Source organism: Kineococcus auxinigenes (assembly GCF_050871525.1).
Classification (GTDB): domain Bacteria; phylum Actinomycetota; class Actinomycetes; order Actinomycetales; family Kineococcaceae; genus Kineococcus.
Window position 1 is genome coordinate 1 of the sequence record NZ_JBKBCT010000058.1, and the last position, 24677, is coordinate 24677.

Here is a 24677-nt window from a genome sequence, read left to right on the forward strand (position 1 = left end):
GGTGGGTCCGGGTGGACCCACCCCCTCCGCCGTTCCCGGGTGCTGCGCAGGCGTTCAGGCAGGGCGTTCAGGCAGGGGGGTTCAGGCGGGCCCTGACGGCGGTGGACAGGCGCTTGCCGTCGGCGCGGCCGGCGACCTGCGGCTTGAGGCGGGACATGACGGCGCCCATGGCGCCCGTTCCGGTCAGGCCCTCCCCGGAGGCGATGAGGACGGCCTCGTCGACGAGCTCGTCCAGCTCCTCGTCGGTCAGCGGGGTCGGCAGGTACGTCTCGACGACGCCGAGCTCGTCGCGCTCGCGCGCGGCCTGCTCGGTGCGGCCGGCGGCGTCGTACGCCTCGGCGGCCTCGCGGCGCTTCTTCGCCTCGCGCTGCAGCACGGTGATGACCTCGTCGTCGCCGAGGGTGCGCGCGGACTTGCCGGCGACCTCCTCGCCGCGGATCGCGGTCAGGACCATCCGCAGGGTCGCCGAGCGCAGCTCGTCGCGGGCCTTCATGGCGGTGGTCAGGTCGGACTGCAGGGTGTCCTTGAGGGTCTGGCTCACGGGAGGGATCCTCCCACCGGCGTCCAGCGGGTTCCCCGCGGCGGGCGGTGCCAGGATGGGCCGATGCCGCAGCACAGCGTCCTGAAGCCCGCCGCCCTCACCGCGGGGGCCCTCGCCCTGTCCGGAGCGGCCGTCGTGGGCTACGCCGCCGGGTACGAGGTGCGGGCCTTCACGTTGCGCCACGCCGTGGTGCCGGTGCTGCCGGTGGGGCGCGCGCCGCTGCGGGTGCTGCACCTGTCGGACCTGCACCTGGTGCCGAGCCAGCGGGCCAAGCGGGAGTGGGTGCGGCGCCTGGCGGACCTGGAGCCGGACCTGGTGGTGACGACGGGCGACAACCTGGCCGACATGGAGGCGGTGCCCGCCGTCCTGGACACGTACGCGGGGCTGCTGCAGCGCCCCGGGGTGTTCGTCCTGGGCTCCAACGACTACTGGGCCCCCGAGCCGCGCAACTGGGCGGCGTACCTGTGGCGCAAGTCGGGGCCGGACGACATGGACGGCACCCGCCTGCCCACGGACGACCTGGTGCGCGGCTTCACGGACGCCGGCTGGCTGGACCTGGACAACGCCCGCACCCGCCTGACGGTGCGGGACGTGGACCTGGAGCTGGTGGGCGTGGACGACCCGCACCTGCGCTACGACCGCTACGAGGACGTCGCCGGGCCCGCCGCGGCCGACGCGGACCTGACGGTCGGCATCACGCACGCCCCGTACCGGCGGACCCTGGACGCGATGACGTCGGACGGGGTGGAGCTGATCGTCGCCGGGCACACCCACGGCGGGCAGGTGTGCGTGCCCGGGTACGGGGCGCTGGTGACGAACTGCGACCTGCCGCGCGAGCAGGTCAAGGGCCTGTCGCGCTGGTCGGCGGGCGGGCACGACGCGTGGCTGCACGTGTCCGCGGGCCTGGGCACCTCGCCGTACTCGCCGTTCCGCCTCGCGTGCCGGCCGGAGGCGACGCTGCTGGAGCTCGTGCCGGTGCGCTGAGGCGGCCCTCACCTGGGCGGGGGAACCTGGTGCGGGGCACCCCCGTGCGTCGGGTACTCTTGTCCAGGTTGCTCACGGGGTGTGGCGCAGCTTGGTAGCGCGCTTCGTTCGGGACGAAGAGCCCGCAGGTTCAAAACCTGACACCCCGACCAGCACGAGAGGCCCGCCACCGCGAGAAGCGGTGCCGGGCCTTCGTCGTGTGCGGGACCGACCGGGGCGACTGTCCCGGAGGAGGGGGCACGGCCATCACCGCCGCGGGAGCCCGTGCTCGCCACGGTGCGCTGCATCGAGCAGGTCAGCGGTGACCAGCCGGTCCGTCTCGCCACCGTCCTCGGGCCCACCGCGGAGCACGCGGTCGTCGTCGAAGCAGCGCGGGGACGGCGGGCGGGCCGGGGCGGCCGGCGGAGTCCTGGAGGCGGCGTGGCCGGTGCTGCTCGGTGTGTTCCAGCGGGTGGGCCACGGGTGGACGCGCGTGGGCGCCGTCCCGCAGGTGCGGGAAGGCCTCGTCGAGCTCGCGTCGCGTCCGCCCTGCCTGGGCTGCGGGATCCCGTCAGCCGCCGAGTTCGGCCAGCCTGCCGGTGAGGAACTCCCGCTCCACGGAGTTCCCCGTCAGCAGCAGCGCCTCGGTGTAGGCGTCGCGGGCCTCACGGGTGCGGCCCAGGCGCCGCAGCAGGTCGGCCCGGGCGGCGGCGAGGTAGCTGTACCCGGCGAGCCGGGGTTCGGCGGCGAGAGGTTCCAGCGCCGCGAGCCCCGCCTCCGGGCCGTCGGCGAAACCCACCGCGACGGCCCGGTTGAGCGCCACCACGGGTGAGGGCCACACCTGCACGAGCAGGTCGTACAGGCCCACGACCTCGCGCCAGTCGGTGTCCGCCCACGATGGCGACTCGGCGTGCACGGCGGCGATGGCGGCCATCAGCGCGAACCGTCCAGGTGGCCTGTGCCGCAACGCCTCCCGGACCAGCGCGACGCCCTCGGTGACGGCGGAGCGGTCCCACCGGGAACGGTCCTGCTCGGACAGCAGCAGCAGCCTGCCGTCGTCGCCGGTGCGGGTCTCGCGGCGGGCGTCGGTGAGCAGGACCAGCGCGAGCAGCCCCGCCACACCGGGGTCGCCGGGCAGCAGTTCCCGCAGCATCCGCACGAGGTCCAGGGCGCGTTCGACGAGGTCGCGGCGCACGAGGTCGTCGCCGGCGGGGGCGGCGTGCCCGGTGGTGAACAGCAGGTGCACGACGGTGAGGGCCGCGCCCACCCGCTCGGGCAGTTCCGCGGCCGACGGGACCCGGTACGGGATGCCCGCGGCGGCGATCTTCTTCTTGCCGCGGGTGATGCGCGCGGCCATCGTGGGCTCGGCCACGAGGAACGCCCGCGCCACCTCCGCGGTGCTCAGCCCGCACACCAGCCGCAGGGTGAGCGCCACCCGGGTGTCGGGGGCGAGCGCGGGGTGGCAGCAGGTGAACACCAGCCGGAGCCGGTCGTCGGGGAACTCCTCGCCGTCGCACTCCCCGGGCACTGGCTCCACCTGCTCGGGCAGCAGCATCGGCAGCGCCCGCCGGGCCGTGGCGGCACGGCGCTGCAGGTCGAGGCCGCGGCGGGTCGCGGCGGTGGTGAGCCAGGCGCCGGGGCGGGCGGGGATCCCGGTGGCCGCCCACGCGGTGAGGGCGGCGGTGTACGAGTCCTGCACGCACTCCTCAGCGAGGTCGAGGTTGCGGGTGACGCGCACCGCCGCGGCGAGCACGCGGGCCCACTCGCGGCGGTGCGCCTCGGCGACGGCGGCGGCGACCGCCACGGGCACGGGGGCCCCGCCGGTCACCCCGCCGCTCACCACCGTGCCCACCGCCGTGCCCACCGCCGGCTCAGCCGAACGTCATGACGGGGCGGACCTCGACGCAGCCGGCACCGGGGGCCACCGGGACCTGCCGCGCCAGGGAGACGGCCTCGTCGAGGTCGGCGGCCTCGACGACGTAGTACCCGCCCAGGGCCTCCTTCGTCTCCGCGAAGGGGCCGTCGGTGACGGTGTACCGGCCGTCGCCGTCACCGCGCACGGTCGTCGCGGTGGCGGTGGACTCCAGGGCCTCGCCGCCCAGGATCGCCGCGGCGTTGCGGGCGGTGAACTCCTCGTGGGCGGCCATGACCTGCGCCATCTCGTCGGGGCCCATGGCGGCGTAGGTGGACTCCTCCTCGTGGATGAGGAGCAGGTACTGCGGCATCGTCGTTCCTCTCGTCGGGGGCCCCTCCCGGGCCCGCTGCATCCACGACGCGGTGGGCAGCCAGGATCGACAACCCCGGCCACGACGGGGGCGTGATCTGGATCACACTTGCTGCAACGCGCTGCCACCGGCTTCCTCCGTGCGCAGCCTGCAGGATCCTCGCAGCCGTCTGGCGAGCCCCTGGCGTCCTCACCCCGACGCCGACGTCGAGTCCCCTGACACCCTGTCGGCCGTCCGCCGGGGTCCCCCGGCTGTTCGACTTCCTGCGCGGATGCTCTGCTCGAGCTCAGCGACGCCGCGTCGTGCATGGCGGACGCCGCCCGCGCGTCGGCCGAGCTTCGGGACGAAGGTGCCGCAGCTTCACATCCTGTCACCCCGACCAGCACGAGAGGCCCGGCGCCGTGAGGCGTGCTGCCGGGCCTTCGTCGTGTGCGCGACCGACTGCGTGACTCTCCCGATGCTGTGCGCGTAGCGCGAACAGCGGTACGTTTTCTCGTACCACTAGCCGATGGAGAGGTCATGGCCATCACCGCCAGCGAAGCTCGGGCGCGTCTCTTCCCGCTCATCGAGCAGGTCAACGACGACCAGGCCGCCGTGGAGATCACGTCCAAGAAGGGGACGGCCTACCTCGTCTCCGAGGACGAGTACCTGTCCCTGCGCGAGACGGTCTACCTGCTGCGCTCTCCCCGCAACGCCCAGCGTCTGCGTGAGAGCCTCGCCGAGGCCCGCAGCGGGGGAGCGCAGCAGCACGACCTCGTCGAGCCCGGCGCCACCGCGCCCACCGAGGGGTGAAGGTCGCGTTCACCTCCCACGGCTGGGAGGACTGCTGCAGCTGGAGCGCCGACCGCAAGACGCTGCAGAAGATCAACCGCATGATCGAGGAGTCGTGGCGCGACGCCGGCCAGGGGATCGGCAAGCCTGAACGGCTCTCCGGTGACCTGGCCGGGTCGTGGTCGCGGCGGATCACCGACGAGCACCGGCTCGTCTACGAGGTCGTCGACGGCTGCGTGGTCGTCCACCAGGCGCGCTACCGCTACTGAACCGCCTCGTCGATCGGCATCCGAGGCGCGGACCAGGCTCACCGCCGCGCCACACCGTGAGTGCGGTACCGGGCCCCTCCCCGTGTGCACTGCACCCCGCAGTGACCTCCACCCGCTGCGCTAGCGGCGGCGACCGTATCCCGGTGGCCCCTACGATGTCGGGCGGGCGCAGAGCCCGGTTTCCAGCGAGGAACGGGATGCAGCGGGTGCCGGACGTTTCGCACGTGGACCTGACCGCCATCTTCGACGTCCTCCCCACGTCCTACGCGGTGCTGGACACGGACCTGCGGTTCGTGGCGGTCAACCGCGCCTTCCTGGAGTCGTCCGGGCGCCCGCGCCACGAGCTCATCGGCCGGCGGGTGTTCGACGTCTTCCCCGACAACCCGGACGACCCGGCGACCCACGCGACGGCGAACCTGGAGGCGTCGCTGCGCCGGGTGCTGCGGGCCGGCCGGCCGGACACGATGCCGTTGCAGAAGTACGACGTCGCCGGCCCGGACGGGGTGTTCCGCCCCTACTGGTGGAGCACGGTGAACGCCCCGGTGCTGGACGACGCCGGGCAGGTGGTGCTCCTGCTGCACCGGGCGGAGGACGTCACCGACTACGTCACCGAGCGGCAGGCGCAGCGCTTCGACTCCGGTGTCGACCTCTACGACGACCCCGAGGACCGGTACCGGGCCGAGGCGGACCTGTACGTGCGCGGGCAGGAGCTGCGGGCGGCGCTGACCACCGAGGCGGTGCTGGCGGAGCGGCTGGCCGGCACGGTGCAGGTGGCGCTGCAGTTGAGCGGCGCGCAGAGCGTCGCGGAGCTGACCGACATCGTCGTCGGGCGCGGTCTGGGTGTTCTCGGTGCCGGCGGCGGGGCCGTGGCGGTGCCCACCCCGGAGGAGGACGCGCTGGAGCTGACCCTGACCTCCTCGCTGGGGGAGCGGGCGCGCCGCACCTTCCAGCGCGTGCCGCTGGACAGCCCGCTCCCGGTGGTGGTGGCCGCCACCACCGGCGAGGTCGTGGTGCTGCGCGACCGCGAGGCGGCCCTGGAGTTCACGCCGCAGATGGAGGACGCCGTGACCAGCACCGGCCTGGGCACGTGGGTCTCCCTGCCGCTGCAGGCCGCGGGTCGCTCGGTGGGTGGTCTGACGATCGGCTGGCGCGACCCGCAGGACTTCACCGACCGCGACTTCGAGCTCATGAGGGCCTTCGCCGGGCAGTGCGCCCAGAGCCTGGCCGCGCTGCAGGCCCGCGAGCAGGAACGCCGCGTGGCGGGGGAGCAGCGCCGCATGTCGGAGACGCTGCAGCGCAGCCTGCTGACCGCGCCGTTCGAACCGGACCACCTGCAGATCGCCGTGCGCTACCTGCCGGCCGCGGCCGAGGCGCAGATCGGCGGCGACTGGTACGACTGCTTCCTCCCCCCGACCGAGGCCACCACCATCGTGATCGGGGACGTCGCCGGGCACGACCGCGACGCCGCCGCCGTCATGGGGCAGGTCCGCAACCTGCTGCGCGGCATCTCGATCGCCCTCGGTGAGCCGCCCGCGGTCGTGCTGACCGCGCTGGACCGGGCCATGCACCACCTCGGGGTCGGGGCGATCGCCACCGCCGTGCTGGCCCAGGTGGAGCAGAGCCCCGCCGAGGAGGCCGCCGGGCTGCGGACCCTGCGGTGGTCCAACGCCGGGCACCCCCCGCCGGTCCTCATCGCCCCCGACGGCACCGCGCGGCTGCTCCAGACCCCGCCGGACACGCTGCTGGGTCTGCTCCCCGACGCCGAGCGCGCCGACCACACGACGACCCTGGAACCGGGCAGCACCGTCGTCCTCTACACCGACGGGCTCGTCGAACGTCGGGACGCCCCGCTGCAGGACGGGCTGGAGTGGTTGCGCACAACCCTGGAGCAGCTGCACCACCTGAGCGCCGAGGAGCTGTGCGACGCCCTGCTGGCCCAGCTCGACGGCTCCCCCGAGGACGACGTCGCGCTGCTCGTGCTGCGGGCCCACCCCGAGGACGGTCCCCGCCCCGCCGAGGCCGGACCGCAGGTCCTGCCGCCGGCGACTCCCGGTGCGGCTCCGCCCCTGAGCGAGCAGTAGCGGGAGGATCTCCACGGCCCTCGCGACCGGAGGGGCCGATCGACGGCCACCGCTCCGGGCCGCCGGCGTTCGCCGGGCAGGGCCGGTGCGGTGTCAGCCGCGCGCGTCCACCGCATCCGCCGCCGTCGCGGCGACGATCTCCTGCAGGGCGGCGACGTGGTTCCGGTACGCCTTCGTGCCCTGGCGGGTCATGGACAGCCACACGCGGCGGGAGTCGGTGCCGAGGCGTTCCTGCTTCACGTACCCGGCGTCGACGAGGGCGGCGACCTGCTTGCTGAGGGCCGACGGGCTGAGGTCGAGGTGGTCCTTGACCACCGACAGTTCCAGCGTGGTGCCGGTGACGAGCATCGCGCAGATGCGCAGGCGGTGCGCGGGGTGGATGACGGGGTCGAGCTCCGCGCTCACTGCGGGCGCCCGGTCGAGCGGCGGTGCACCACGCCGGCGACGAGGTAGGCCGCGGTGGCGGCGGCCGCGAAGGCGACGACCGGCCACGCCCGCTCGGTGAGCTCCGAGGCGAGGAGGGCGGCGAGGACGCAGGCGCCCGCGGCGGCGACGGCGGCGATGAACCCGCGGCTCGTGGGGACGGTCCACGGGGTCCCCATCCGGTACCCGGTCGTCATGTTGACCCCGACGATCGTGAAGGCGACGGCGAGGAACAAGGTGGTGCGGTTCTCCTCGACCAGGAACGTGAGCGCCATGCCGCCCAGCAGGAGGGCGTTGACGGGGTAGATCCAGGTGGGCCAGGGCGTGTCGCGCACGGCCCGCTGCGCGTCCTCGATGTCCGCCAGCGCTGCGCGGGCCTCGGCGGGGTTCGGGGTGCTCCCAGTGCTTTCCATGAGGGAAACCATACGCGATGTTTTCCGCCGTGGCAACCGTTCGCCACCTGGAAAGCGATCGGTCCGGGCGGCCCGTCGCGCCGCCCCCGGTTCAGGCGGCGGCGCCGGGCCGCCCGAACAGGAACCCCTGCCCCATCGGGCAGCCGTGGGTGGCGAGCCAGGCCGCCTGCTCGGAGGTCTCCACGCCCTCGGCGACGACCTCCAGCCCCATGCCGCTGCCGAGCTGGATCAGGCCCTCGACGAGGGCCTCGACCCGGGGGCTGGACGGCAGGTCCGCGATGAAGGAGCGGTCGATCTTCAGGCCCTGCAGGGTCAGCTTGTGCAGGGAGGAGATGCTGGACTGCCCGGTGCCGAAGTCGTCCAGCGACAGCGTGACGCCCAGCTCCACCAGGCGGCGCGCGCAGGTGAGCGTCGTCTCGGAGGCCTGCAGCACGGAGGACTCGGTGATCTCCAGGCAGAGCCGGTCGGCGGGAAGACCGGCCTCCTCCAGGGCGTGGCGCACCTGGTCGGGGAAGTCGGCGCGCGCCAGCTGCCGCGCCGAGACGTTCACCGCCACGGTCACCGGGTCCTCCCAGCGCGCGGCGTCGCGGCAGGCGCGGCGCAGCACCCACACCCCCAGGGCCGTGATGAGGCGGCCGCGCTCGGCCAGCGGCAGGAACACGTCCGGCAGGAGCAGCCCGTGCACCGGGTGGGTCCAGCGCACCAGCGCCTCGCGCTTGTGCAGCACGCCCGAGGTCAGCGAGACGACCGGCTGGTAGTGCAGCAGCAGCTCGTCCGTCTCCAGGGCCGCGCGCAGCTCGCCCTCCAGGGCCACGTGGTCGGTGGCCGCACCGCCGCCGACGGACTCGACGCGCGCGCGCCCGGAGTGCTTCGCCCGGTACATGGACGCGTCGGCCTGCTGCAGCAGCACCTCGGCGCTGGGGCCGTCGCCCACGGCCAGGTCGAGGCTGACGGTGATCTGCAGCTCGTGGTCGTCGATGAGGTACGGCTCCTGCAGCACCCGGCGGACGCGCTCGGCGAACCGCTGGACCGGCCCGGCGCCGGTGACGTCCTCGCACACCACGACGAACTCGTCCCCGCCCAGGCGGACCGCGGTGTCCTCCTCGCGCACGGTGTGCTGCAGGCGGCGCGCGACCTGGCGCAGCAGCTCGTCGCCGGCGTCGTGCCCGAGGGTGTCGTTGACCTGCTTGAACAGGTCCAGGTCGCAGAACAGGACCCCCACGCTGGTGCCCTCGCGCTGGGCGCGCGCCAGGGCGTGGGTGAGGCGGTCGGTCAGCAGCAGCCGGTTCGGCAGCCCGGTGAGCGTGTCCGTCACGGCCAGGGTGGCGAGCTGCTCGCGCGCCCGCTTCTGGTCGGTGACGTCCTGCACCTGGACGAGGAAGTGCTCCGGCCGGCCCTGCGCGTCGCGCACCAGCACCATGGTGCGCCGCGCCCACACCAGCGTGCCGTCCGGGCGCACGTAGCGCTTCTCCGCCTCGTCGCGCTCCGCCTCCCCGCGCAGCGCCCTCCGGAACGCGGCCTCGTCCGCGGCCCGGTCCGCCTCGGCCGTCACCGCCCGGAAGTCCAGCTGCAGCACCTCCTCGACGCTGCGGCCCAGGAGGTCGGCCATCGCCTGGTTCACCTCCAGCCAGCGCCCGTCGGCGTCGGCGATGGCCATGCCGATCCCCGCCGAGCGCATCGCCACCTCGAAGCGGTGCACCGCCCGGTCCCGTTCCTGCTCCGCGAGCACCTGCGCGGAGACGTCGCGCAGGATCGCCGCCAGCTGCACCGGCTCCCCGCGCTCGCCCGGGACGACGCTGGCGGAGGTGTCGAGGTGGACGAGGTGCCCCTGCGCGTGGGTGAAGCGGCGCAGCGTCCTGGCGGAGGAACCCCGGCGCAGCAGGTCGGCCAGGTCGGCCTCGGCGCGGGGCCGGTCGTCGGGGTGCAGCAGGTCCAGCAGGCACGTGCCGACGAGGTCCTGGGGGTGCCGGCCGAGCACCGGTCGGGCCGAGGGGGAGATCCAGCCGATCACCGCATCGGGGCCCAGCAGCGTGACCACGTCCGCCGCCTGCTCCGCCAGCGTCCGGTACAGCCGGGTGGCGTCGGCCAGCTGCAGCCGGACGGCCCGCTCGCCGCCCACCTCGCCCACCGTGGCGAGGACAGCGCGCGGCGCGCCGCCGTCGGCGCCGAGCAGCGGCTCGCAGCGCACCTCCAGCCAGGTGCGCTCACCCGCGCCGTCCGGTGTGCGGCGGTGCACCCCCAGGACCACCCGCACCGGCTCGCCGCCGGCCAGGGCCCGGGCGGCGGGCAGGTCCCGCGGCGGCACGGGGCGCCCGTCCTCGTCCACGCACGCCCAGCGCGGGTCGTCGAGGGTGCGGGCCTGCAACTGCTGCAGGTCCAGGCCGAGGACCCGCTGGGCCGTGGCGTCCGCCGCGACGACCCCGCCGGCGGCGTCGTGCAGCACGACCCCCGCCCGCTCGCCCGGGCGCAGCAGGTGGTGGCGCTGGGCGAACTCCAGCAGGTCGTCCTCCGGCCCGGGGGCTTCGGCGCGCACGTCATCATCATGGCCCCAGCGGGGTCCCGGCACCGGGTCGGCGGCGTCCCCGTCGGATCGACCGCTCAGATCGAGCGTGTCTCCCCGGCCCGGTCGCGGTAGGCGTCGCGCACGTGCCCGGCCGCGGCGGCGCGCACGCGCTCGGCGAGGTCGTGGACCTGTTCGGCGTCCGCGTCCACCATCGACTCCGGGACCTCCGCGAGGATCAGCCGGACCTGCCGCTCGACCTCCCGCAGGTGGTCCTCGTCGCGGGTGGCGGTGGCCACGTCGCGCAGCATGCGCAGCAGGGCCGCGAGCACGGTGGGTTCCCGCTCGCCGTAGCGGCGCACCTGCCCGCACACCAGGTCCAGGTAGTAGCGCAGATCCCGGTCGGGCACCACGGCCCGCCCCGTGCCGTCCTCGTCCTCGTGCACGGTGGGACCCAGCTGCTTGCCGGTCAGGCGCACCAGCAGGTCGCTGGCGTGCCCGATGCAGTGCGCGGCGGTGACGGGGTCGTTGATGCCGGGCGAGAGGGCCTTGACGGCGATGTCGGTGAGCTGGCGGAAACCGAAGGCGGAGTCCTGCTCGATGGTGCGCTCGTAGCCCAGGGCGACCGTCTCGCGCACCCGCTCGGCCAGCTCCGCCCGGCCCTGCTCGTCCAGCTCGGGCGCCCACGCGCTCGCCAGGGGTGTTCCGGCGACGACGTGATCGCCCGGGCGCGCGTCGATCCACACGACGGCGTCGTGCTCGCGGGCGGTGCCGACCAGGGCTTCGACGTCGACCAGGCGCACGAAACCGCTGCGGGTGGCGGGGATGCCGGTGGCCGCGGCCCAGTCCAGGTGCAGCTCGTGCGGGGTGCGGCGCGCAGGGTCGTCCAGGGAGGGGTAGAACGTGTCGATCGCCTTCAGGGCCTCGTCGTGGACGGTCAGCATCATCGTGTCGACGCGCAGCAGGCGGGTGAGGTGGTGGATGAACCCCAGCACCGCGGCCACGGACGCGATGCCCAGGACGAACGCGACGAACAGCGCCCCCGCCGGTGCGGGCTGGTCCGGGCGCAGCCCGCGCAGCACCGTCAGGGAGAACACGAACGTGGCCACCAGCACGGCGAGGACCGCCTTGGTCCACGGGTCGCGCATGAAGTCGCGCAGCAGGCGCGGGGAGAACTGCTGCGACGCCAGCTGCAGGGCCACGACGGTGAGGGAGAACGTCATCGAGATGACGCTGATGGAGGCCGCCGCGATCGCCTGCAGCATCGTGCTCGCCGAGTCGACGCCGCCGGGCCAGGCCAGCCGGGACAGCAGCGAGGACTCCCGCGGGCGCAGTTGCGCCAGCACGAGGGCCGCGGCCAGCGCCACGGCACCGGCCGCGCCCGGCCACAGCCACACCGTCGCCCCGGACCGCTCGACGTGCTTGGTGCTCCTGCGTTCAGCCATGCCTGCTGCGGACTCCCCTGCGCGGTGGGTTCAGCACGTCGACCGCTGCTTGGGCACGTCGCACCACACTCGGGTGCACCCCGGCAGCCGGCGCCAGCCCCACTGCCGGCTCAGTCCGTTCAGCAGTACGACCCCGTCGTCCGCCAGGTCGACGACCGCCGGTCCGGCCAGGTCGACGAGGACGGTCAGCTGGTCGGGGTGCTCGCGCACCGCCACGGTGAGCGCCCGGTGCACGCGCCCACCGGCGGCCAGCAGTTCCGCCGCTGCCTGCACGAGGTCGTCGGCGCCCTCCTCCTGCATGCCGCTCTGCTGGGCGTACAGGCCGATGAAGCGCCGAGCCTGTGCGAACGAGTCGGCACCGGGCACCAGGCTGAGGTGCACCTCGTCCGTGACGTGCGGGTCCAGGCTCACGATCGACCCCTCTCCCGTTTCCCGGCCGGTGCAGGCCGTGCCGTCCTCGCGGTGCCCCGGTTCACCGGGCCCACCGGGAACGGAGGGCCAGCAGCGCCTCGCCCGGGCGGACGAACCGTTCGGCGACGCTCGTGAAGAGGTCGCGCCGCACCAGGTGGCCGACGTGGTCGCCGTGCACCTGCCCGGGACCGGCGGTGGGAACGTCCAGGATGTCCTCCCCGTCGTCCGGGCGGCGGCTGGTCTGCATCCGCCGGCCCAGCAGGCTCAGGGCGAGGTCGGTCATCGCCGGGTTGAACTTCTCCCCGAGCAGGAAGCCGAGCGAGGCGCCCCCGACGGCGACCTGGCGCCGCGGGTGCCGGGCCATCCGCACGATCACGTCGGCGACGAGTTCGGGGGCGTAGACCGGCGGCGGCGGCTTGGTGAGGTTCGCGGTGTGGTTGCGCGAGTGCTCCCAGAACGGGGTTCCGATCCCCGCGGGCAGGATGGTGCTCACCGACACCGGTGCACCCTCCTGCGCCAGTTCCACGCGCAGCGCGTCGTAGAACGAGCGGACGGCGAACTTCGAGGCGGTGTAGGGGGCGTGCATCGGCAGGGAGCGGACACCCTCGACCGAGGCCATCCCGACCAGGACACCTCCACCGGCTCGCTCCAGAGCGGGCACCGCCACCTTGGCCGCGGCGACGTGACCGAGGAAGTTGACCTCCGTCACGCGCCGGAAGTCCTCCAGCGGGGTCTGCGCGATCGTGCCGTAGACGCTGACCCCGGCCATCGTCACCCAGGTGTCGATGCGCCCGTACGTGTTCTCAGCCGCGGCCACCAGGGCCTGCAGGTCCTCGGGGAGGGTGATGTCCGCCGTCACGGCCACCGCCTTCCCACCCGCACCCGTGATCTCGTCGACCAGCGTCTGCAGCGCCTGCGTCCCACGGGAAGCGCACACGACAGCGGCTCCCCGGCGGGCGAACGCCAGTGCGGTCGCGCGGCCGATGCCGCTGGACGCGCCGAGCACGACGACGACCTGGTCTGCGATGGGTTTGGTCATGGAGGGTCCTCACTCACGGTGGTTCCGGGGAGAGCGGAGGCGCCGGCCGCGAATGGGGCCTGACGGCGGGGACGAGGGCGGGAAGCACCTCGTGCGTCCGCCGGCTCAGCGGTCGCACCGCTCACGCCGTGCGCGGAGCAGCCGTGGACTCGACCGCGTGAACACGGCTCGACGGTCCTCAGCGATCGACGCGCTGAAGGTCCGGCCGCGTTGCCCGAGCATTCCACCACCGAGCGGATGAGGCGGCAACCGGGTGGGCAGCGGACCGCACACCGGCACGTGGATCCGGGGTGGTGCGACCGAGCACGGCGGTGCACGTGCAGGCTGCCGGAACCCCGCACCGGCCGCGGTCGGGGGACGTGCGTTCGGCTGGGAGGCGAGATGCCCGGGACGTGGTTGCTGGGACGCGCCGCAGAGGACGCAGCGGGCGAGGGGCGCGCGAGAACGCCGACCGGGGGGCGGACGGCACGGGCGGTGCTGGTGGCCGTCGATGCCCCGGGGGAGCAGGGGGCAGGACCTGGTCATCGCCGACGATGAGCTGAGCCCGGGTCAGTTCCGCACCCCCGAGGGGCGCACCGGCGTGCGGCGAACCTGCGCGAGCAGACCCAGCAGATCGCCCCGCGCAGGCAGCGCACTCGCGCCCGCCGCTCCCGCGACGAAGTCCCGTCCGTGGCCGTCACCGGTTGCACCGACGCCGGCGAGTCCGCTCTGCTCAACCGCCTCACCGGCAGCGACGTGCTCGTCCAGGGCGTCCTGTTCGCCACGCTGGACCCCACGGTCCGCCGGGTCGGCGACGGCAGCTCCACCTGCACCCTCACCGACACCGTCGGTTTCGTCCGCGACCTGCCCCACCAGCTCGTCGACGCCTTCCGCTCCACCACGCCCGGGGCGGTCGGCTGCTGGGCCCCGCCCGCGCCCCGGCTCGTGCAGGGGGGGGCGGGGTCGGGGGGCTACCATCGGAGGTGCTGCGCCACCGTCGCAGCACCCCGCCGAGCGGGCGGGGCACCGCGACGGTCCGGGTTGGAACCCAGTTCTCGCAGGAGCCCGTACCCGCGCCCGCGGGAACGGGAGCCGTCGCGAAGCCCGGGTGCCGCCCGGTCTCCGTTCCCCGAGCGGAGGAGACCGCCGTGCCCACCCCGTCCAGCACCCCAGACCCTTCCGGCACCTCTGAGCGCGGCGTCACCCTGGGCGCCGACGGCACCCTCGACGCCGGCAGCACCGGTGGTTCCGACGGCGTCCCGCGCCGCGCGCACACCCCCGCAGCCGGCCAGGGGCCGGGCGCGCAGGTGCGGCCGCCCCGGCGCACCCCGCCCGAGGCCACGATCGAGCCGCAGCAGGCCTTCGCCGAGCTGGGCGCCCTCGTGGTCGGTGAAACCCCCCTGGGGGAGGTCCTCAAGCGCGTGGCCGAGCTGGCCACCGCCTGCGTGCCCGGCGCCGAGGAGGTCTCGGTGACCTTGCTCGAAGGCGACAAGGGCCGCAGCGCCGCCTTCACCGGCGCGCTGGCCGCTTCCCTGGACGAGCGGCAGTACGCCGCCGGTTTCGGCCCGTGCATCGACGCGGCGCAGTCCGGGCAGGTCATCCGCATCGACGACACCGCCGCGGAGGAGACCTACCCCGACTTCGCCGCGATCGCCGCGCGGCAGGGGGTGCGCAGCAGCGTCTCGGTGGGCATGCCGATGCCGCAGCGCATCGTGGGCGGGCTGAACGTGTACCGCTTCGACGACGCCGTCCTGGACGCCGACGCGGTGGAGCTGCTGCAGATCTTCGCCGGGTACGCGGCCATCGCGCTGGCGAACCACTCCCTGTACGCCTCGGCGGTGGCGTTGAGCACCAACCTGCAGATCGCGTTGCAGTCGCGGGCGGTGATCGAGCAGGCCAAGGGCGTGCTGGTCGCCAGCTTGCACTGCACCCCGGAGGAGGCGTTCCAGCACATGGTGCGCCGCTCGCAGCACGCCAACCGCAAGCTGCGTGAGATCGCCACCGAGATCGTCGAGCGCGCCGCCCGGGCCTGAGCCGCAGCACGCACCGAGGGTCAGTCCAGCGGGCCCTCCCAGGGGCGGGGTTCCCCGCCGCGCAGCTGCCGGTCGAACTCGTCGAGGACCCAGGCGGACAGTTCCGCCACGTCGGGCGGTTCGCCCGTGGTGAGCAGGTGCGCGGCACGGCCCAGCCGGTCCAGCTCCGCCATGCGGGTGCGCCAGCGCTGCACCTGCTCCAGGTGTCCCGGGCGGCGCTCGTACTCCAGGTCCACGCACTCCAGCCCGGCGGCCAGGGCGGCGACCTTGCGCGTCTCCGCGGCGTTGAGGTGGCCGCCGTACTCCGCCTCCAGCATGGCCGTGACCTCGTCGGCCAGACCCGCCGCACCGGGGTCCGCCGGGGTGTGCGCCAGGCCCAGCAGCCGCAGCTCCCGCAGCACCGCCTCGCGGTGCTCGCGCAGGCGCACGCCGCGGCGCAGCGGGTAGCGCAGCAGGCGCACCGGCGGCCCCTCGGTGGGGTCCGGGGCGGTGGGCCCGGAGCCGGTGAGCTCGGCCAGGACCGAGGCCCACTCCGCCGCCAGCGGGGAGCCGCCGTCCGCGTCGTCCGGGGGCGCCGGGGTGGTGCTCAGCTCGCACCAGACGGTCTTGCCGCCGCCGTGCGCGTCGGTGCCGCGCGCGACGGTGAGGGTGGTGATCAGGGGCAGGCCGCGTCCCGTGGCGGCGGTGAGGCTGTGCGGCACCCACTGCGGCGTGACGGGGGAGGCGTCGGCGACCTCCAGGCGCACGACCGCGGCGGTGACGCGCACGGTCAGCAGGACGGTGCCGCCACCGTGCAGCACCGCGTTGGTGACGAGCTCGCTGGCGCAGACCTCGGCGTCGGCGACGACCTCGTCCGGCACCTCCCCGGCCAGGGCGCGGCGGACGTGGCGGCGGGCGCGGGCGGCGCTGCCGGCCTCCGCGGGCAGCGGCAGGACCCGGTCGTCGTCCAGCACGTGCGCCCCCCTCCGCGGTCCCCGACGCACTCTAGAGGGCAATGACACAACGTCCATACCTGGTGACCGAGAGTGGAGTGCGGGGTGCTCGTGCCGCCGGGCGCGACCGGCGCCACCCTGGAGGGGTGATCGACCGCCTGCCCCCGCCCACCGCCGCCCCCCTGGAGGGCGCGGTGATGATGCACCAGCACTGGGACGACATCGCGTTCCTGCACTGGGCCGTGGACCCCGCCCTCGTCGCCCCGCACCTGCCGCCCGGTGCGCGCCCCGACGTCCTGGACGGGCGCACGTACGTGGGGCTGCTGCCGTTCACGCTGCGCGGGGCCGCCCCGGGAACCCTGCCCGCGGTGCCGCACCTGGGCACCTTCCTGGAGACGAACGTGCGGTTCTACTCCGTCGACGACGCCGGCCGGCGCGGCGTCGTGTTCGCCAGCCTCGACGCCTCCCGGCTGGCGGTGGTCCTCGGCGCCCGGGCCGTGTTCGCCCTGCCGTACCGCTGGTCGCTCATGCGCCACGCCGTGCGGGTGCGCGGCGGCGCCCGCGAACTGCTGTGGACGTGCCGCACCCGCGCCGGCGCCACCAGCCGCGTCGCGGTGCGCGAGGGCGCACCGCTGCGCGCGCCCGACGACGTCGCCACGTTCGTCAGCGCCCGCTACGGCCTGCACGTCGCCCGGTCCGGGCGCACCCGCTGGATCGCCAACGAGCACGAGCCGTGGCCGCTGCGCAGCGCGGAACTCCTCGAGCTGGACGACGGGCTGCTGGGCGCCGCCGGGTTCGGGGACCTCGCCGGCCGCGCCCCCGACCACGTCGCCTTCGCCCGCCGGGTCACCACCCGGTTCGCGCTGCCGCGGGCACTGCCAGCGGAACCCGCCCCCGCACCCGTCCGTTGAGCCGGGGGACAGCCGCCCCCGAGAACAGGAGAGGACCGCCGCCGCCGTGCGCGACGACAGTTCCGACGATCCCCCGAGTACCTGCCCCGTCACCGCGCGCCCCGCGCGCCCCCGCTCCACCGAGGGGGTGCGCACCCGGTGACGGACGTGCTCACCCTCCTCCTGGGCGTCCTCGTGGTCCTCGCGATCACCGTGGTCACCGGCTACTTCGTGGCCCAGGAGTTCGCCTACATGTCGGTGGACCGCTCCGAGCTGAACGCCCGCGCCGAGGCCGGCGATGCCGGCGCGCGCCGGGCGCTGTCGGTCACCCGCCGCACCTCCTTCATGCTCTCCGGGGCGCAGCTGGGCATCACCGTCACCGGCCTGCTCGTCGGGTACGTCGCCGAGCCGTTGATCGGCGACTCCCTCGGCGCCCTGCTCGGCGGCGTCGGCGTCCCCACCGCCGTCAGCGTCGGGACCGGCGCGGTCCTGGCGCTGGTGTTCTCCACGGTCGTGCAGATGCTCTTCGGCGAGCTCTTCCCGAAGAACTACGCCATCGCCCGGCCGACGCCGGTGGCCACCCGGCTGGCCCGCTCCACCCTGCTCTACCTCAAGGCGCTCGGCTGGCTCGTCTGGATCTTCGACCAGGCGTCCAACCAGCTGCTGCGCGCGCTGCGCATCGAGCCGGTCCACGACGTGGAGCACGCCGCGACCGCGCGCGACCTGGAGCACATCGTCGAGGAGTCCCGCGAGAGCGGCGACCTGCCGGCGGACCTGGCCGTGCTGCTGGACCGCATCCTCGACTTCCCGCAGCGCGACGTGGAGCACGCCATGATCCCGCGCTCCCGGGTGGACGTCGTCACCGACACCGACGACGTGGGCCTGGTGCGGGCGCTCATGGCGGTCGGCCACTCGCGCTACCCCGTCGTCGCCGCCGGCAGCGGGGACGTCGTCGGGGTCGTGCACCTGGCCGACCTGCTCGCCACCACCGAGCCCGACACCGCCCCGGTCACCGCGATCACGCGCCCGCCGCTGGTCGTGTCCACCTTCACCACGCTGCCGGACGTGCTGCGCCAGCTCGGCGAGACCCGGAACCAGCTCGCCTGCGCCGTCGACGAGCACGGCGGCTTCGCCGGCGTCGTCACGGTGGAGGACCTCGCCGAGGAGCTCGTCGGGGAGATCACCGACGAGCACGACGACACCCGCCCCGAGTACGTGCCCGTCGAGGGTGACGGCGTGTGGGAGATGTCCGGCGAGGTGCACGTCGACGAGGTCGAGCGGTCCCTCGGCGTGGACCTGCCGCGCGGCGACTACGAGACGATCGCCGGCCTCGTCATCGCCGCCCACGGCGGACTGCCGCAGCCGGGCGCCGCGCTGGACGTCGAGCTGCCCGCCGACCCGGCGGACCTCGACCGCGACGAGGACGCCGGACCCCGCCTGCTGCGGGTGCGGGTCCTCGCCGTCGAGCGGCACGTGCCCTCCCGGGTGCGCCTGGAGCTGCCCGGCGAACCGGGCGCCGTCACCACCACGAACCGCACCACCGACCGCACCACCGACCGCACCACCGACCAGGAGAGCCTCCGATGAGCAGTGACGACCCGTGGGTCGTCGTCCCGGCGACCGTCCTGATCGTCGCGCTGAGCGCGTTCTTCGTGGCGGTCGAGTTCGCCCTGCTGGCCGCCAAGCGGCACCGCCTGGAGGACGCCGCCGGCACCGCGGCGGGCCGGGCCGCGCTGCGCAGCTCCTCGGAGCTGACGGTGCTGCTGGCCGGTTCCCAGCTCGGCATCACCGCCTGCACGCTCGCCCTCGGCGCGATCAGCAAACCGGCCGTGCACCACTGGCTGACCCCGCTGTTCGAGAGCGCCGGCCTGCCCCTGGTGGCCGCCGACGTCCTGGGTTTCGTGCTCGCCCTGTTCGTCGTCACCTTCGTCCACCTCGTGGTCGGGGAGATGGCCCCGAAGTCCTGGGCCATCGCCCACCCCGAGCGCTCCGCGCTGCTCCTGGCGATCCCCATGCGCGTCTTCATGCGGGTCTTCCGGCCCCTGCTGGTCCTGCTGAACTCCGCGGCCGACGTGCTCGTGCGCCGGGCCGGTGCCGAGCCGACCGGTGAGGTCGCCGCCGGGCACAGCCCCGACGCGCTGCGGCACCTGCTGGAGCACTCCGCGAACGTCGGCGCCCTCGACGCGCGGTTCTCCGCGCAGCTGTCCGGCGCCCTGGAGCTGGAGCGCATGACGGTGCGCGAGCTGCTGCGGCCCGGTGCGCCGCTGGCGGTGGTGCCGCCGACCGCGACCGCGGGCCAGGTGCGCGAGGTCACCCGGCGCACCGGGCACCTGCGCGTCCTCGTCGGCGCCCCCGAGCGCGTCACCGGGGTCGCGCACGTGCGCGACACCCTCACCGAACCGGACGGCACCCCCGCGGCCCCGTTCGCCCGGCCGGTGTTCACGCTCGCCGCGGGCACCACCGTGCACGCGGCGCTCACGGCGATGCGCGAGACCCGCAACCACCTCGCCGTCGTCACCGACGACGGCACGGGTGAGGGCACCGTCCACGGCGTCGTCACCCTCGCCGACGTGCTGCGCCGCCTGCTGCCGGCGGCGGCGCCGGCCTGAGTCGCCCGGGGGCGGGGGCGTGGCACGATCGGCCGGGTGAGCGAAGCGGCCCCGCCAACCCCCGTCCCCGAGGTCCCCGTCTGGGAGCGGCGCTTCCGCGCCGGCCGGGTCGGCCTGCCGGAGTGGGCCGAGGACGCGCCCGGGCGCTGCGTCGTGACGGCCACCGTGCACGGCGTGCTGGAGGTGCACTCCTTCGCCGCCGCCACCGGTGACCTGCACCGCGCCACCGAGCGCCCCGAGGGCACCTCCAGCGCCACGATCGACCCGGCGGGGGAGTTCGTCTGGTGGTTCGACGACACCGCCGGCGACGAGTTCGGGGTGTGGCGGCGCCAGCCGTTCGGCTCCGGGCCCGGCGAGGGCGTCGAGGACCCCCTCGGCCTGCCCGCCGCCTACCCGGCGGGCCTGGCGATCGGGCGCAGCGGCGTCGTCGTCGCCGGCGGCAGCGACGACGAGAACGGCACCCGCGTCCACGTCGTCCCCGGCCCGGGCGGTGCCGCGCGGGTGCTCTACGCGCACCGCGAGGACGCCTGGGTGGCCGACCTGTCGCCCGACGAGGAACTGGTGGCGATCTCGCAGTCCGAGCACGGCGACTCGCGCCACCCGGACCTGCGGGTGCTGCGCCTGGCCGACGGCGCGGTGGTGCGCGAGCTGTCCGACGGCCCCGGCAAGGGCGTCTCGCCGATCGCGTTCTCGCCCGTGCCCGGCGACGCGCGCCTGCTCGTGGAGCACGAGCGCGCCGGTCGCGCCGAGCTGCTCGTCCTGGACGTCACCACCGGCGAGGAGACCCCCGTCGTGCTCGGCGTGCCGGGGGAGGTGGCCGGTGCGGAGTGGACCCGCGACGGGCGCGGCCTGGTGGTGCTGGTGGACCACCACGCCCGCACCCTGCTGCACCGCGTGGACCTGACCACCGGCCACGTCGAGGCGATCGGCCCGCGCGAGGGCAGCGTCGGCGCCGCCACCGCCCGCCCCGACGGCGACGTGTGGCTGGTGTGGTCCTCGGCGCAGCGCCCGCCGGCGGTGCGGACCCTGGCCGGGGACGTGCTGCTGCGCGCGCCCGGTGAGCCCGCCCCGGAGTCGGTGCCCGTGCAGGACGTCTGGGTGGACGGCGACGGCGGGCGCGTGCACGCGCTGCTGCGCCTGCCGGCGGGGGCGCAGGGGCCGCTGCCGCTGGTGGTGGAGGTCCACGGCGGCCCCACCGCCCACGACACCGACGCCTTCCGCGCCTACCCCTCGACGTGGGTGGACGAGGGTTTCGCCGTCGTGCAGGTGAACTACCGCGGCTCCACCGGGTACGGGTCGGTGTGGCGCGACGCGCTGGAGGCGCGGGTCGGGCACACCGAGCTCGCCGACGTGGCCGCCGTCGCCGACCACCTCGTCGCCGCCGGCGTCGCCGACCCGCGGCGCCTGGTGCTGGCGGGCGCTTCCTGGGGCGGGTACCTCACGCTGCTGGGGCTGGGCACGCAGCCGCAGCGCTGGGCGGTGGGGCTGGCCGCGGTGCCGGTGGCGGACTACGTCGCCGCCTACGAGGACGAGATGGAGGGGCTGAAGGCGTTCGACCGCTCCCTGTTCGGCGGTTCGCCGCAGCAGGTGCCGGGCAAGTACGAGGACGCCTCGCCCATCACGTACGTCGACGCGGTGCGCGCGCCGGTGCTGGTGCTGGCCGGGCAGAACGACCCGCGCTGCCCGATCCGGCAGATCGAGAACTACCTGGCGCGGTTGGAGGCGCTCGGCGCGGTGCACGAGACGTACCGCTACGACGCGGGCCACGGTTCCCTGCTGGACGACGAGCGGGTGCGCCAGATGCGCGTCGAGCTGGACTTCGTCCGCCGCCACCTCCCTTGACCCCATCCCCTCCCACCCGCCCCTCCCTCCCTCCCGCCCTCCCCGGTGATCTTGCACGGTTGAGCTCTCAACCGTGCAAGATCACCGCGGGGAGGGGGGTCAGCCGGTGAAGGTCAGGTAGAGCAGGGCGGCGTTCAGGGCCACGACCAGGGTGACGGCCACGCCCGCCGCCACCCGCGTGCCGGTGCGGTTGACGTGCTCGCCCATCAGCGCGCGGTCGCTGGTCAGCCGCACCAGCGGCACCAGCGCGAACGGGATGCCGAAGCTCAGCACCACCTGGCTGACCACGAGCGCGCGGGTCGGGTCCACCCCCGCCCCCAGGCACACCAGTGCGGGGATCAGCGTGATCGCCCGGCGCGTCAGCAGCGGCACGTGCACGCGCAGCAGCCCCTGCATGATCACCGATCCCGCGTAGGCGCCCACGGACGTCGAGGCCAGCCCGGAGGCCAGCAGCCCGATCGCGAACAGCAGCGCCGCGCCCGTGCCGAGGTGGTCCAGCACGGCGGCGTGCGCGCCCTCGAGGGTGTCGGTGCCCGCCACCCCCCGCAGCGCGGACGCGGCCAGCAGCAGCATGGAGATGTTCACGACGCCCGCCAGGACGAGCGCGCCGACGACGTCGAGGCGGGTGGCGCGCAGCACGCGGCGCGTGCGGTCGGCGGCGACGTCGCCGTGGTGGTCGCGGGCCATCGCCGAGTGCAGGTAGATGGCGTGCGGCATGACGGTGGCGCCGAGCATGCTCGCGGCCAGCAGGACCGTGTCGGCCCCGGCGAAGCGCGGCACCAGCCCGGCGGCCGCCTCGGCCGCGTCCGGCGGGGCGAGCACGACGCCGGAGACGAACCCGGCGACCACCACGAGCAGCAGAGCCACCACCGCCGCCTCGAACCACCGCACGCCCGCCCGGTTGTGCAGGGCCAGCAGCAGCAGGGACGCCGCGCCGGTGATGACGCCCCCCGCCAGCAGCGGGGTGCCGAACAGCAGGTGCAGGGCGACGGCGCCGCCGATGACCTCGGCGAGGTCGGTGGCGATCGCCACGAGCTCGGCCTGCCCCCAGTACGCCAGGCGGGCGGGAGTGCCCAGGCGCTCGCGCAGCAGCTCGGGCAGGGTGCTCCCGGAGACGACGCTGAGCTTGGCGGACAGGTACTGCACGAGCACCGCCATGGCGTTGGCGGCGACGAGCACCCACAGCAGCAGGTACCCGTAGCGGGCGCCCGCGGTGAGGTTCGCGGCGACGTTGCCGGGGTCGACGTAGGCGACGGCCGCGACGAACGCGGGGCCGAGCAGGCGCAGCAGCCCCGAGCGGGGCGTGCGGGTGTTCTCCTGCTCGGCCGGGCGCGCGTCGGTGGTCACGGGGTGACCGTACCGACGGTTTCGGCGCACCGAAACCCGAGGTCAGAGCTCCTTCGCGAAGCACAGGCACAGCGGGCTGTCCGCCCACTGCCCGAACGACGGGATCCGTTCGTACCCCAGCGCCGTGTAGAGCGCCACCGCTTCCGGCTGCGCCGTCCCCGTCTCCAGGCGCACCCGCCGCGCACCGCGCTGGCGGGCCAGGTCCTCGAACGCCCCCACGAGGCGCCGGGCGACCCCGCGCCCGCGGGCCGCCTCCCGCACGAACACCCGCTTCATGTCCACGCCGCCCGCGAACTCCTCCGGGTCGGCGTCGGCCTGCGCGATGCAGCCGGCCGGCTCGCCGTCCAGCAGCCCCAGCAGGAACCGGGTGCCCGGGGCCAGGTGGTACTCGTCCCGGCTGCCCGTGGGGTAGCGGCGCAGCAGCTCGTCGACCGCCTCGACCAGCAGCGCCTCCAGCCGGGCGTCGCCGCGCTCGGCCGTGACGACCTCCACCACGCCGCGCCCGGTGCCCGTGCGCTCAGGCACCGGCGTCCTCCGTCTGCTGCGCCACCGCCCGGCGGCGCTGCGCCGGCACCGCGGCCACGGCCGGGTCCAGCGGTGCGCGGCCGGTGGCGTCGGCGCGGGCGGCGACCGCCAGCACCGCCAGGCCCACCACGGACAGCCCCGCGGCGACCAGCGCCGGGGAGGCGTAGCCGAAGCCCGCGTCGATGACGGTCCCGCCGAGGAACGCGCCCATCGCGTTGCCGGTGTTGAACGCGGCCTGCATGGCGGCCGAGGCCATGCTCGCCCCGCCGCCGGCCGCGACGATGCCGCGCGTCTGGATCGCCGAGGACATCGAGAACGCCACGAACGCGAACGCGAACACCCCGGCGGCCGCCGCCACGGGCGAGGAGGCGACCGCGAACAGCACCAGGTACACCACGACGAGACCGGACATCCCCATGACCAGGGTGTGCTGCACCGACCAGTCGGCCAGGCGTCCGCCGAGCAGGTTCCCCGCGGTCGCGCCCAGGCCGAACAGCACCAGCACCCACGACACCGACGACTCCGCCAGGCCGGAGACCTCCGTCAGCAGCGGGGAGACGTAGCTCAGGACGGTGAACAGCCCGCCGAACCCGATGACCGTGACGAGCAGCGTCAGCCACACCTGCCCGCGGCGGAAGGCGGACAGCTCGGTGCGCAGCGAGCCGCTGCCGGTGCGCACCTGCGGCACGAGCGCGGCGAGCGCGGCGAGGGTGACCAGGCCGATGAGCCCGACCAGCGCGTACGTCAGGCGCCAGCCGAACTGCTGGCCCACCGACGTGCCCAGCGGCACGCCCACGACGTTCGCCACCGTCAGGCCCGCGAACACCAGGGACATCGCGCGCCCCTCCTTCCCGGCGGGGGCCAGGGCGCGCGCCACGACGGCGGCGGCGCCGAAGAACGCGCCGTGCGCCAGGCCGGTGAGGAACCGCGCGCCCACGAGGGTCGCGAAGGTCGGGGCGAGCGCGGTGGCGACGTGCCCGGCGGTGAACAGCACCATGAGGCCGATGAGGACCTGCCGGCGGGGGCGGGAGTGGGTCAGCGCGGTCAGGGTCGGCGCGCCGACGACGACGCCCAGGGCGTAGGAGGTGATGATCCAGCCGGCCAGCGGGATGGACACGCCGAACGTCCCGGCCACCTGGGGCAGCAGCCCCATGGACACGAACTCGGTGGTCCCGATGCCGAAGGCGCCGACGGCCAGGGCGAGGAGGGCGAGGGGCACGGTGGTGCTTCTTCCTGGAGGTGCGGTGCGGGTGGGGTGTCGAGTGCTCCGTCGCCTGGTCGACGCACCGATCATCGCCCACCGCGGCGCCGGGACCCCCATCGCCCGGCGTGTCCCGCCCCCGGACGCACGACGGCCCCGGGCCCACCCGGGGTGTCGGGGGCGGGGGGGGTGCGGGGGGTGTGGGGGGGTGCTGCTCGCCGTGGCGGGGGCGGTTGCG

General features: G+C 75.1%; 23 protein-coding genes and 1 tRNA gene. 11 read left to right on the plus strand and 13 right to left on the minus strand.

Annotation, left to right across the window (positions count from 1 at the left end; genetic code table 11):
- Positions 1–67 precede the first annotated feature (67 nt).
- Entirely contained in the window at positions 68–541 is a 474-nt protein-coding gene (locus ACRYR9_RS14910) for a GatB/YqeY domain-containing protein (RefSeq protein ID WP_432499166.1), read from the minus strand.
- A 63-nt stretch (positions 542–604) separates the two neighbouring features.
- Here ACRYR9_RS14910 and ACRYR9_RS14915 point away from each other — a divergent pair, with 63 nt between their 5' ends.
- Both ACRYR9_RS14915 and ACRYR9_RS14920 read left to right on the plus strand, forming a co-directional pair.
- Positions 605–1525 (plus strand): metallophosphoesterase, encoded by a 921-nt coding sequence (locus tag ACRYR9_RS14915; protein WP_432499163.1) that lies wholly within the window; start codon positions 605–607, stop codon positions 1523–1525.
- A 75-nt stretch (positions 1526–1600) separates the two neighbouring features.
- A tRNA-Pro gene (locus tag ACRYR9_RS14920) sits at positions 1601–1677 on the plus strand.
- A 398-nt stretch (positions 1678–2075) separates the two neighbouring features.
- Here ACRYR9_RS14920 and ACRYR9_RS14925 read toward each other — a convergent pair.
- Positions 2076–3314, minus strand: a complete 1239-nt coding sequence (locus ACRYR9_RS14925) for an RNA polymerase sigma factor (RefSeq protein WP_432497727.1) — start codon at positions 3312–3314, stop codon at positions 2076–2078.
- Positions 3315–3375: 61 nt separating this feature from the next.
- A complete protein-coding gene (locus ACRYR9_RS14930) occupies positions 3376–3729 on the minus strand; it encodes a YciI family protein (protein ID WP_432497720.1) in 354 nt (117 codons plus the stop codon).
- A 519-nt stretch (positions 3730–4248) separates the two neighbouring features.
- On the opposite strand from ACRYR9_RS14930, the gene ACRYR9_RS14935 reads away from it, so the two are divergent.
- From ACRYR9_RS14935 to ACRYR9_RS14945, 3 genes are all read left to right on the plus strand, one after another.
- Positions 4249–4521: a type II toxin-antitoxin system Phd/YefM family antitoxin gene (locus ACRYR9_RS14935; RefSeq protein ID WP_432497718.1), complete on the plus strand. Its 273-nt coding sequence runs from the start codon at positions 4249–4251 to the stop codon at positions 4519–4521.
- Positions 4518–4769, plus strand: a complete 252-nt coding sequence (locus ACRYR9_RS14940) for a Txe/YoeB family addiction module toxin (RefSeq protein WP_432497715.1) — start codon at positions 4518–4520, stop codon at positions 4767–4769. The genes ACRYR9_RS14935 and ACRYR9_RS14940 overlap by 4 nt, the downstream gene beginning before the upstream one ends.
- Positions 4770–4993: 224 nt before the next feature.
- Positions 4994–6850, plus strand: a complete 1857-nt coding sequence (locus tag ACRYR9_RS14945) for a SpoIIE family protein phosphatase (protein ID WP_432497713.1) — start codon at positions 4994–4996, stop codon at positions 6848–6850.
- 93 nt (positions 6851–6943) lie between these two features.
- Here the strand turns inward: ACRYR9_RS14945 and ACRYR9_RS14950 are convergent, their stop codons facing one another.
- From ACRYR9_RS14950 to ACRYR9_RS14975, 6 genes are all read right to left on the minus strand, one after another.
- Positions 6944–7255: a transcriptional regulator gene (locus ACRYR9_RS14950; protein WP_432497710.1), complete on the minus strand. Its 312-nt coding sequence runs from the start codon at positions 7253–7255 to the stop codon at positions 6944–6946.
- Positions 7252–7686, minus strand: coding sequence for a hypothetical protein (locus ACRYR9_RS14955; RefSeq protein ID WP_432497707.1), 435 nt, complete (start codon positions 7684–7686; stop codon positions 7252–7254). Before ACRYR9_RS14955 ends, ACRYR9_RS14950 begins: the two co-directional genes overlap by 4 nt.
- A 91-nt stretch (positions 7687–7777) precedes the next feature.
- Positions 7778–10219: a putative bifunctional diguanylate cyclase/phosphodiesterase gene (locus tag ACRYR9_RS14960; RefSeq protein ID WP_432497705.1), complete on the minus strand. Its 2442-nt coding sequence runs from the start codon at positions 10217–10219 to the stop codon at positions 7778–7780.
- Positions 10220–10284: 65 nt separating this feature from the next.
- A complete protein-coding gene (locus ACRYR9_RS14965; RefSeq protein ID WP_432497702.1) occupies positions 10285–11631 on the minus strand; it encodes a DUF2254 domain-containing protein in 1347 nt (448 codons plus the stop codon).
- Between the two features lie 30 nt (positions 11632–11661).
- On the minus strand, positions 11662–12042 hold the full coding sequence (locus ACRYR9_RS14970; RefSeq protein WP_432497700.1) for a hypothetical protein: 381 nt from the start codon (positions 12040–12042) through the stop codon (positions 11662–11664).
- 61 nt (positions 12043–12103) lie between these two features.
- Complete coding sequence (locus ACRYR9_RS14975) at positions 12104–13081, minus strand: SDR family oxidoreductase (RefSeq protein WP_432497697.1); 978 nt, start codon at positions 13079–13081, stop codon at positions 12104–12106.
- 669 nt (positions 13082–13750) lie between these two features.
- Here ACRYR9_RS14975 and ACRYR9_RS14980 point away from each other — a divergent pair.
- The gene (locus ACRYR9_RS14980) at positions 13751–14533 is read left to right on the plus strand and encodes a GTPase (protein WP_432497724.1); all 783 of its coding nucleotides are present in this window, start codon (positions 13751–13753) and stop codon (positions 14531–14533) included.
- Positions 14443–15093 (plus strand): ANTAR domain-containing protein, encoded by a 651-nt coding sequence (locus ACRYR9_RS14985; protein WP_432497722.1) that lies wholly within the window; start codon positions 14443–14445, stop codon positions 15091–15093. The genes ACRYR9_RS14980 and ACRYR9_RS14985 overlap by 91 nt, the downstream gene beginning before the upstream one ends.
- Before the next feature lie 20 nt (positions 15094–15113).
- On the opposite strand, the gene ACRYR9_RS14990 is transcribed toward ACRYR9_RS14985, so the two are convergent.
- Positions 15114–16046 carry an ATP-binding protein gene (locus ACRYR9_RS14990; RefSeq protein ID WP_432497695.1) on the minus strand — a complete coding sequence of 311 codons (933 nt, stop codon included), beginning with the start codon at positions 16044–16046 and terminating at the stop codon, positions 15114–15116.
- A 125-nt stretch (positions 16047–16171) separates the two neighbouring features.
- On the opposite strand from ACRYR9_RS14990, the gene ACRYR9_RS14995 reads away from it, so the two are divergent.
- From ACRYR9_RS14995 to ACRYR9_RS15010, 4 genes are all read left to right on the plus strand, one after another.
- A complete protein-coding gene (locus ACRYR9_RS14995; protein WP_432497693.1) occupies positions 16172–16936 on the plus strand; it encodes a YqjF family protein in 765 nt (254 codons plus the stop codon).
- Between the two features lie 138 nt (positions 16937–17074).
- The gene (locus ACRYR9_RS15000) at positions 17075–18502 is read left to right on the plus strand and encodes a hemolysin family protein (RefSeq protein ID WP_432497690.1); all 1428 of its coding nucleotides are present in this window, start codon (positions 17075–17077) and stop codon (positions 18500–18502) included.
- A complete protein-coding gene (locus ACRYR9_RS15005; RefSeq protein ID WP_432497687.1) occupies positions 18499–19524 on the plus strand; it encodes a hemolysin family protein in 1026 nt (341 codons plus the stop codon). Before ACRYR9_RS15000 ends, ACRYR9_RS15005 begins: the two co-directional genes overlap by 4 nt.
- A gap of 36 nt (positions 19525–19560) precedes the next feature.
- Complete coding sequence (locus tag ACRYR9_RS15010) at positions 19561–21366, plus strand: S9 family peptidase (RefSeq protein ID WP_432497684.1); 1806 nt, start codon at positions 19561–19563, stop codon at positions 21364–21366.
- Between the two features lie 99 nt (positions 21367–21465).
- Here the strand turns inward: ACRYR9_RS15010 and ACRYR9_RS15015 are convergent, their stop codons facing one another.
- The 3 genes from ACRYR9_RS15015 to ACRYR9_RS15025 are packed head-to-tail and all read right to left on the minus strand — an operon-like array spanning position 21466 to position 24457.
- Entirely contained in the window at positions 21466–22713 is a 1248-nt protein-coding gene (locus tag ACRYR9_RS15015; protein WP_432498969.1) for an Nramp family divalent metal transporter, read from the minus strand.
- Between the two features lie 42 nt (positions 22714–22755).
- Positions 22756–23238: a GNAT family N-acetyltransferase gene (locus tag ACRYR9_RS15020; RefSeq protein ID WP_432498966.1), complete on the minus strand. Its 483-nt coding sequence runs from the start codon at positions 23236–23238 to the stop codon at positions 22756–22758.
- Complete coding sequence (locus ACRYR9_RS15025) at positions 23231–24457, minus strand: MFS transporter (RefSeq protein WP_432498963.1); 1227 nt, start codon at positions 24455–24457, stop codon at positions 23231–23233. Before ACRYR9_RS15025 ends, ACRYR9_RS15020 begins: the two co-directional genes overlap by 8 nt.
- Between the last annotated feature and the right edge of the window lie 220 nt (positions 24458–24677).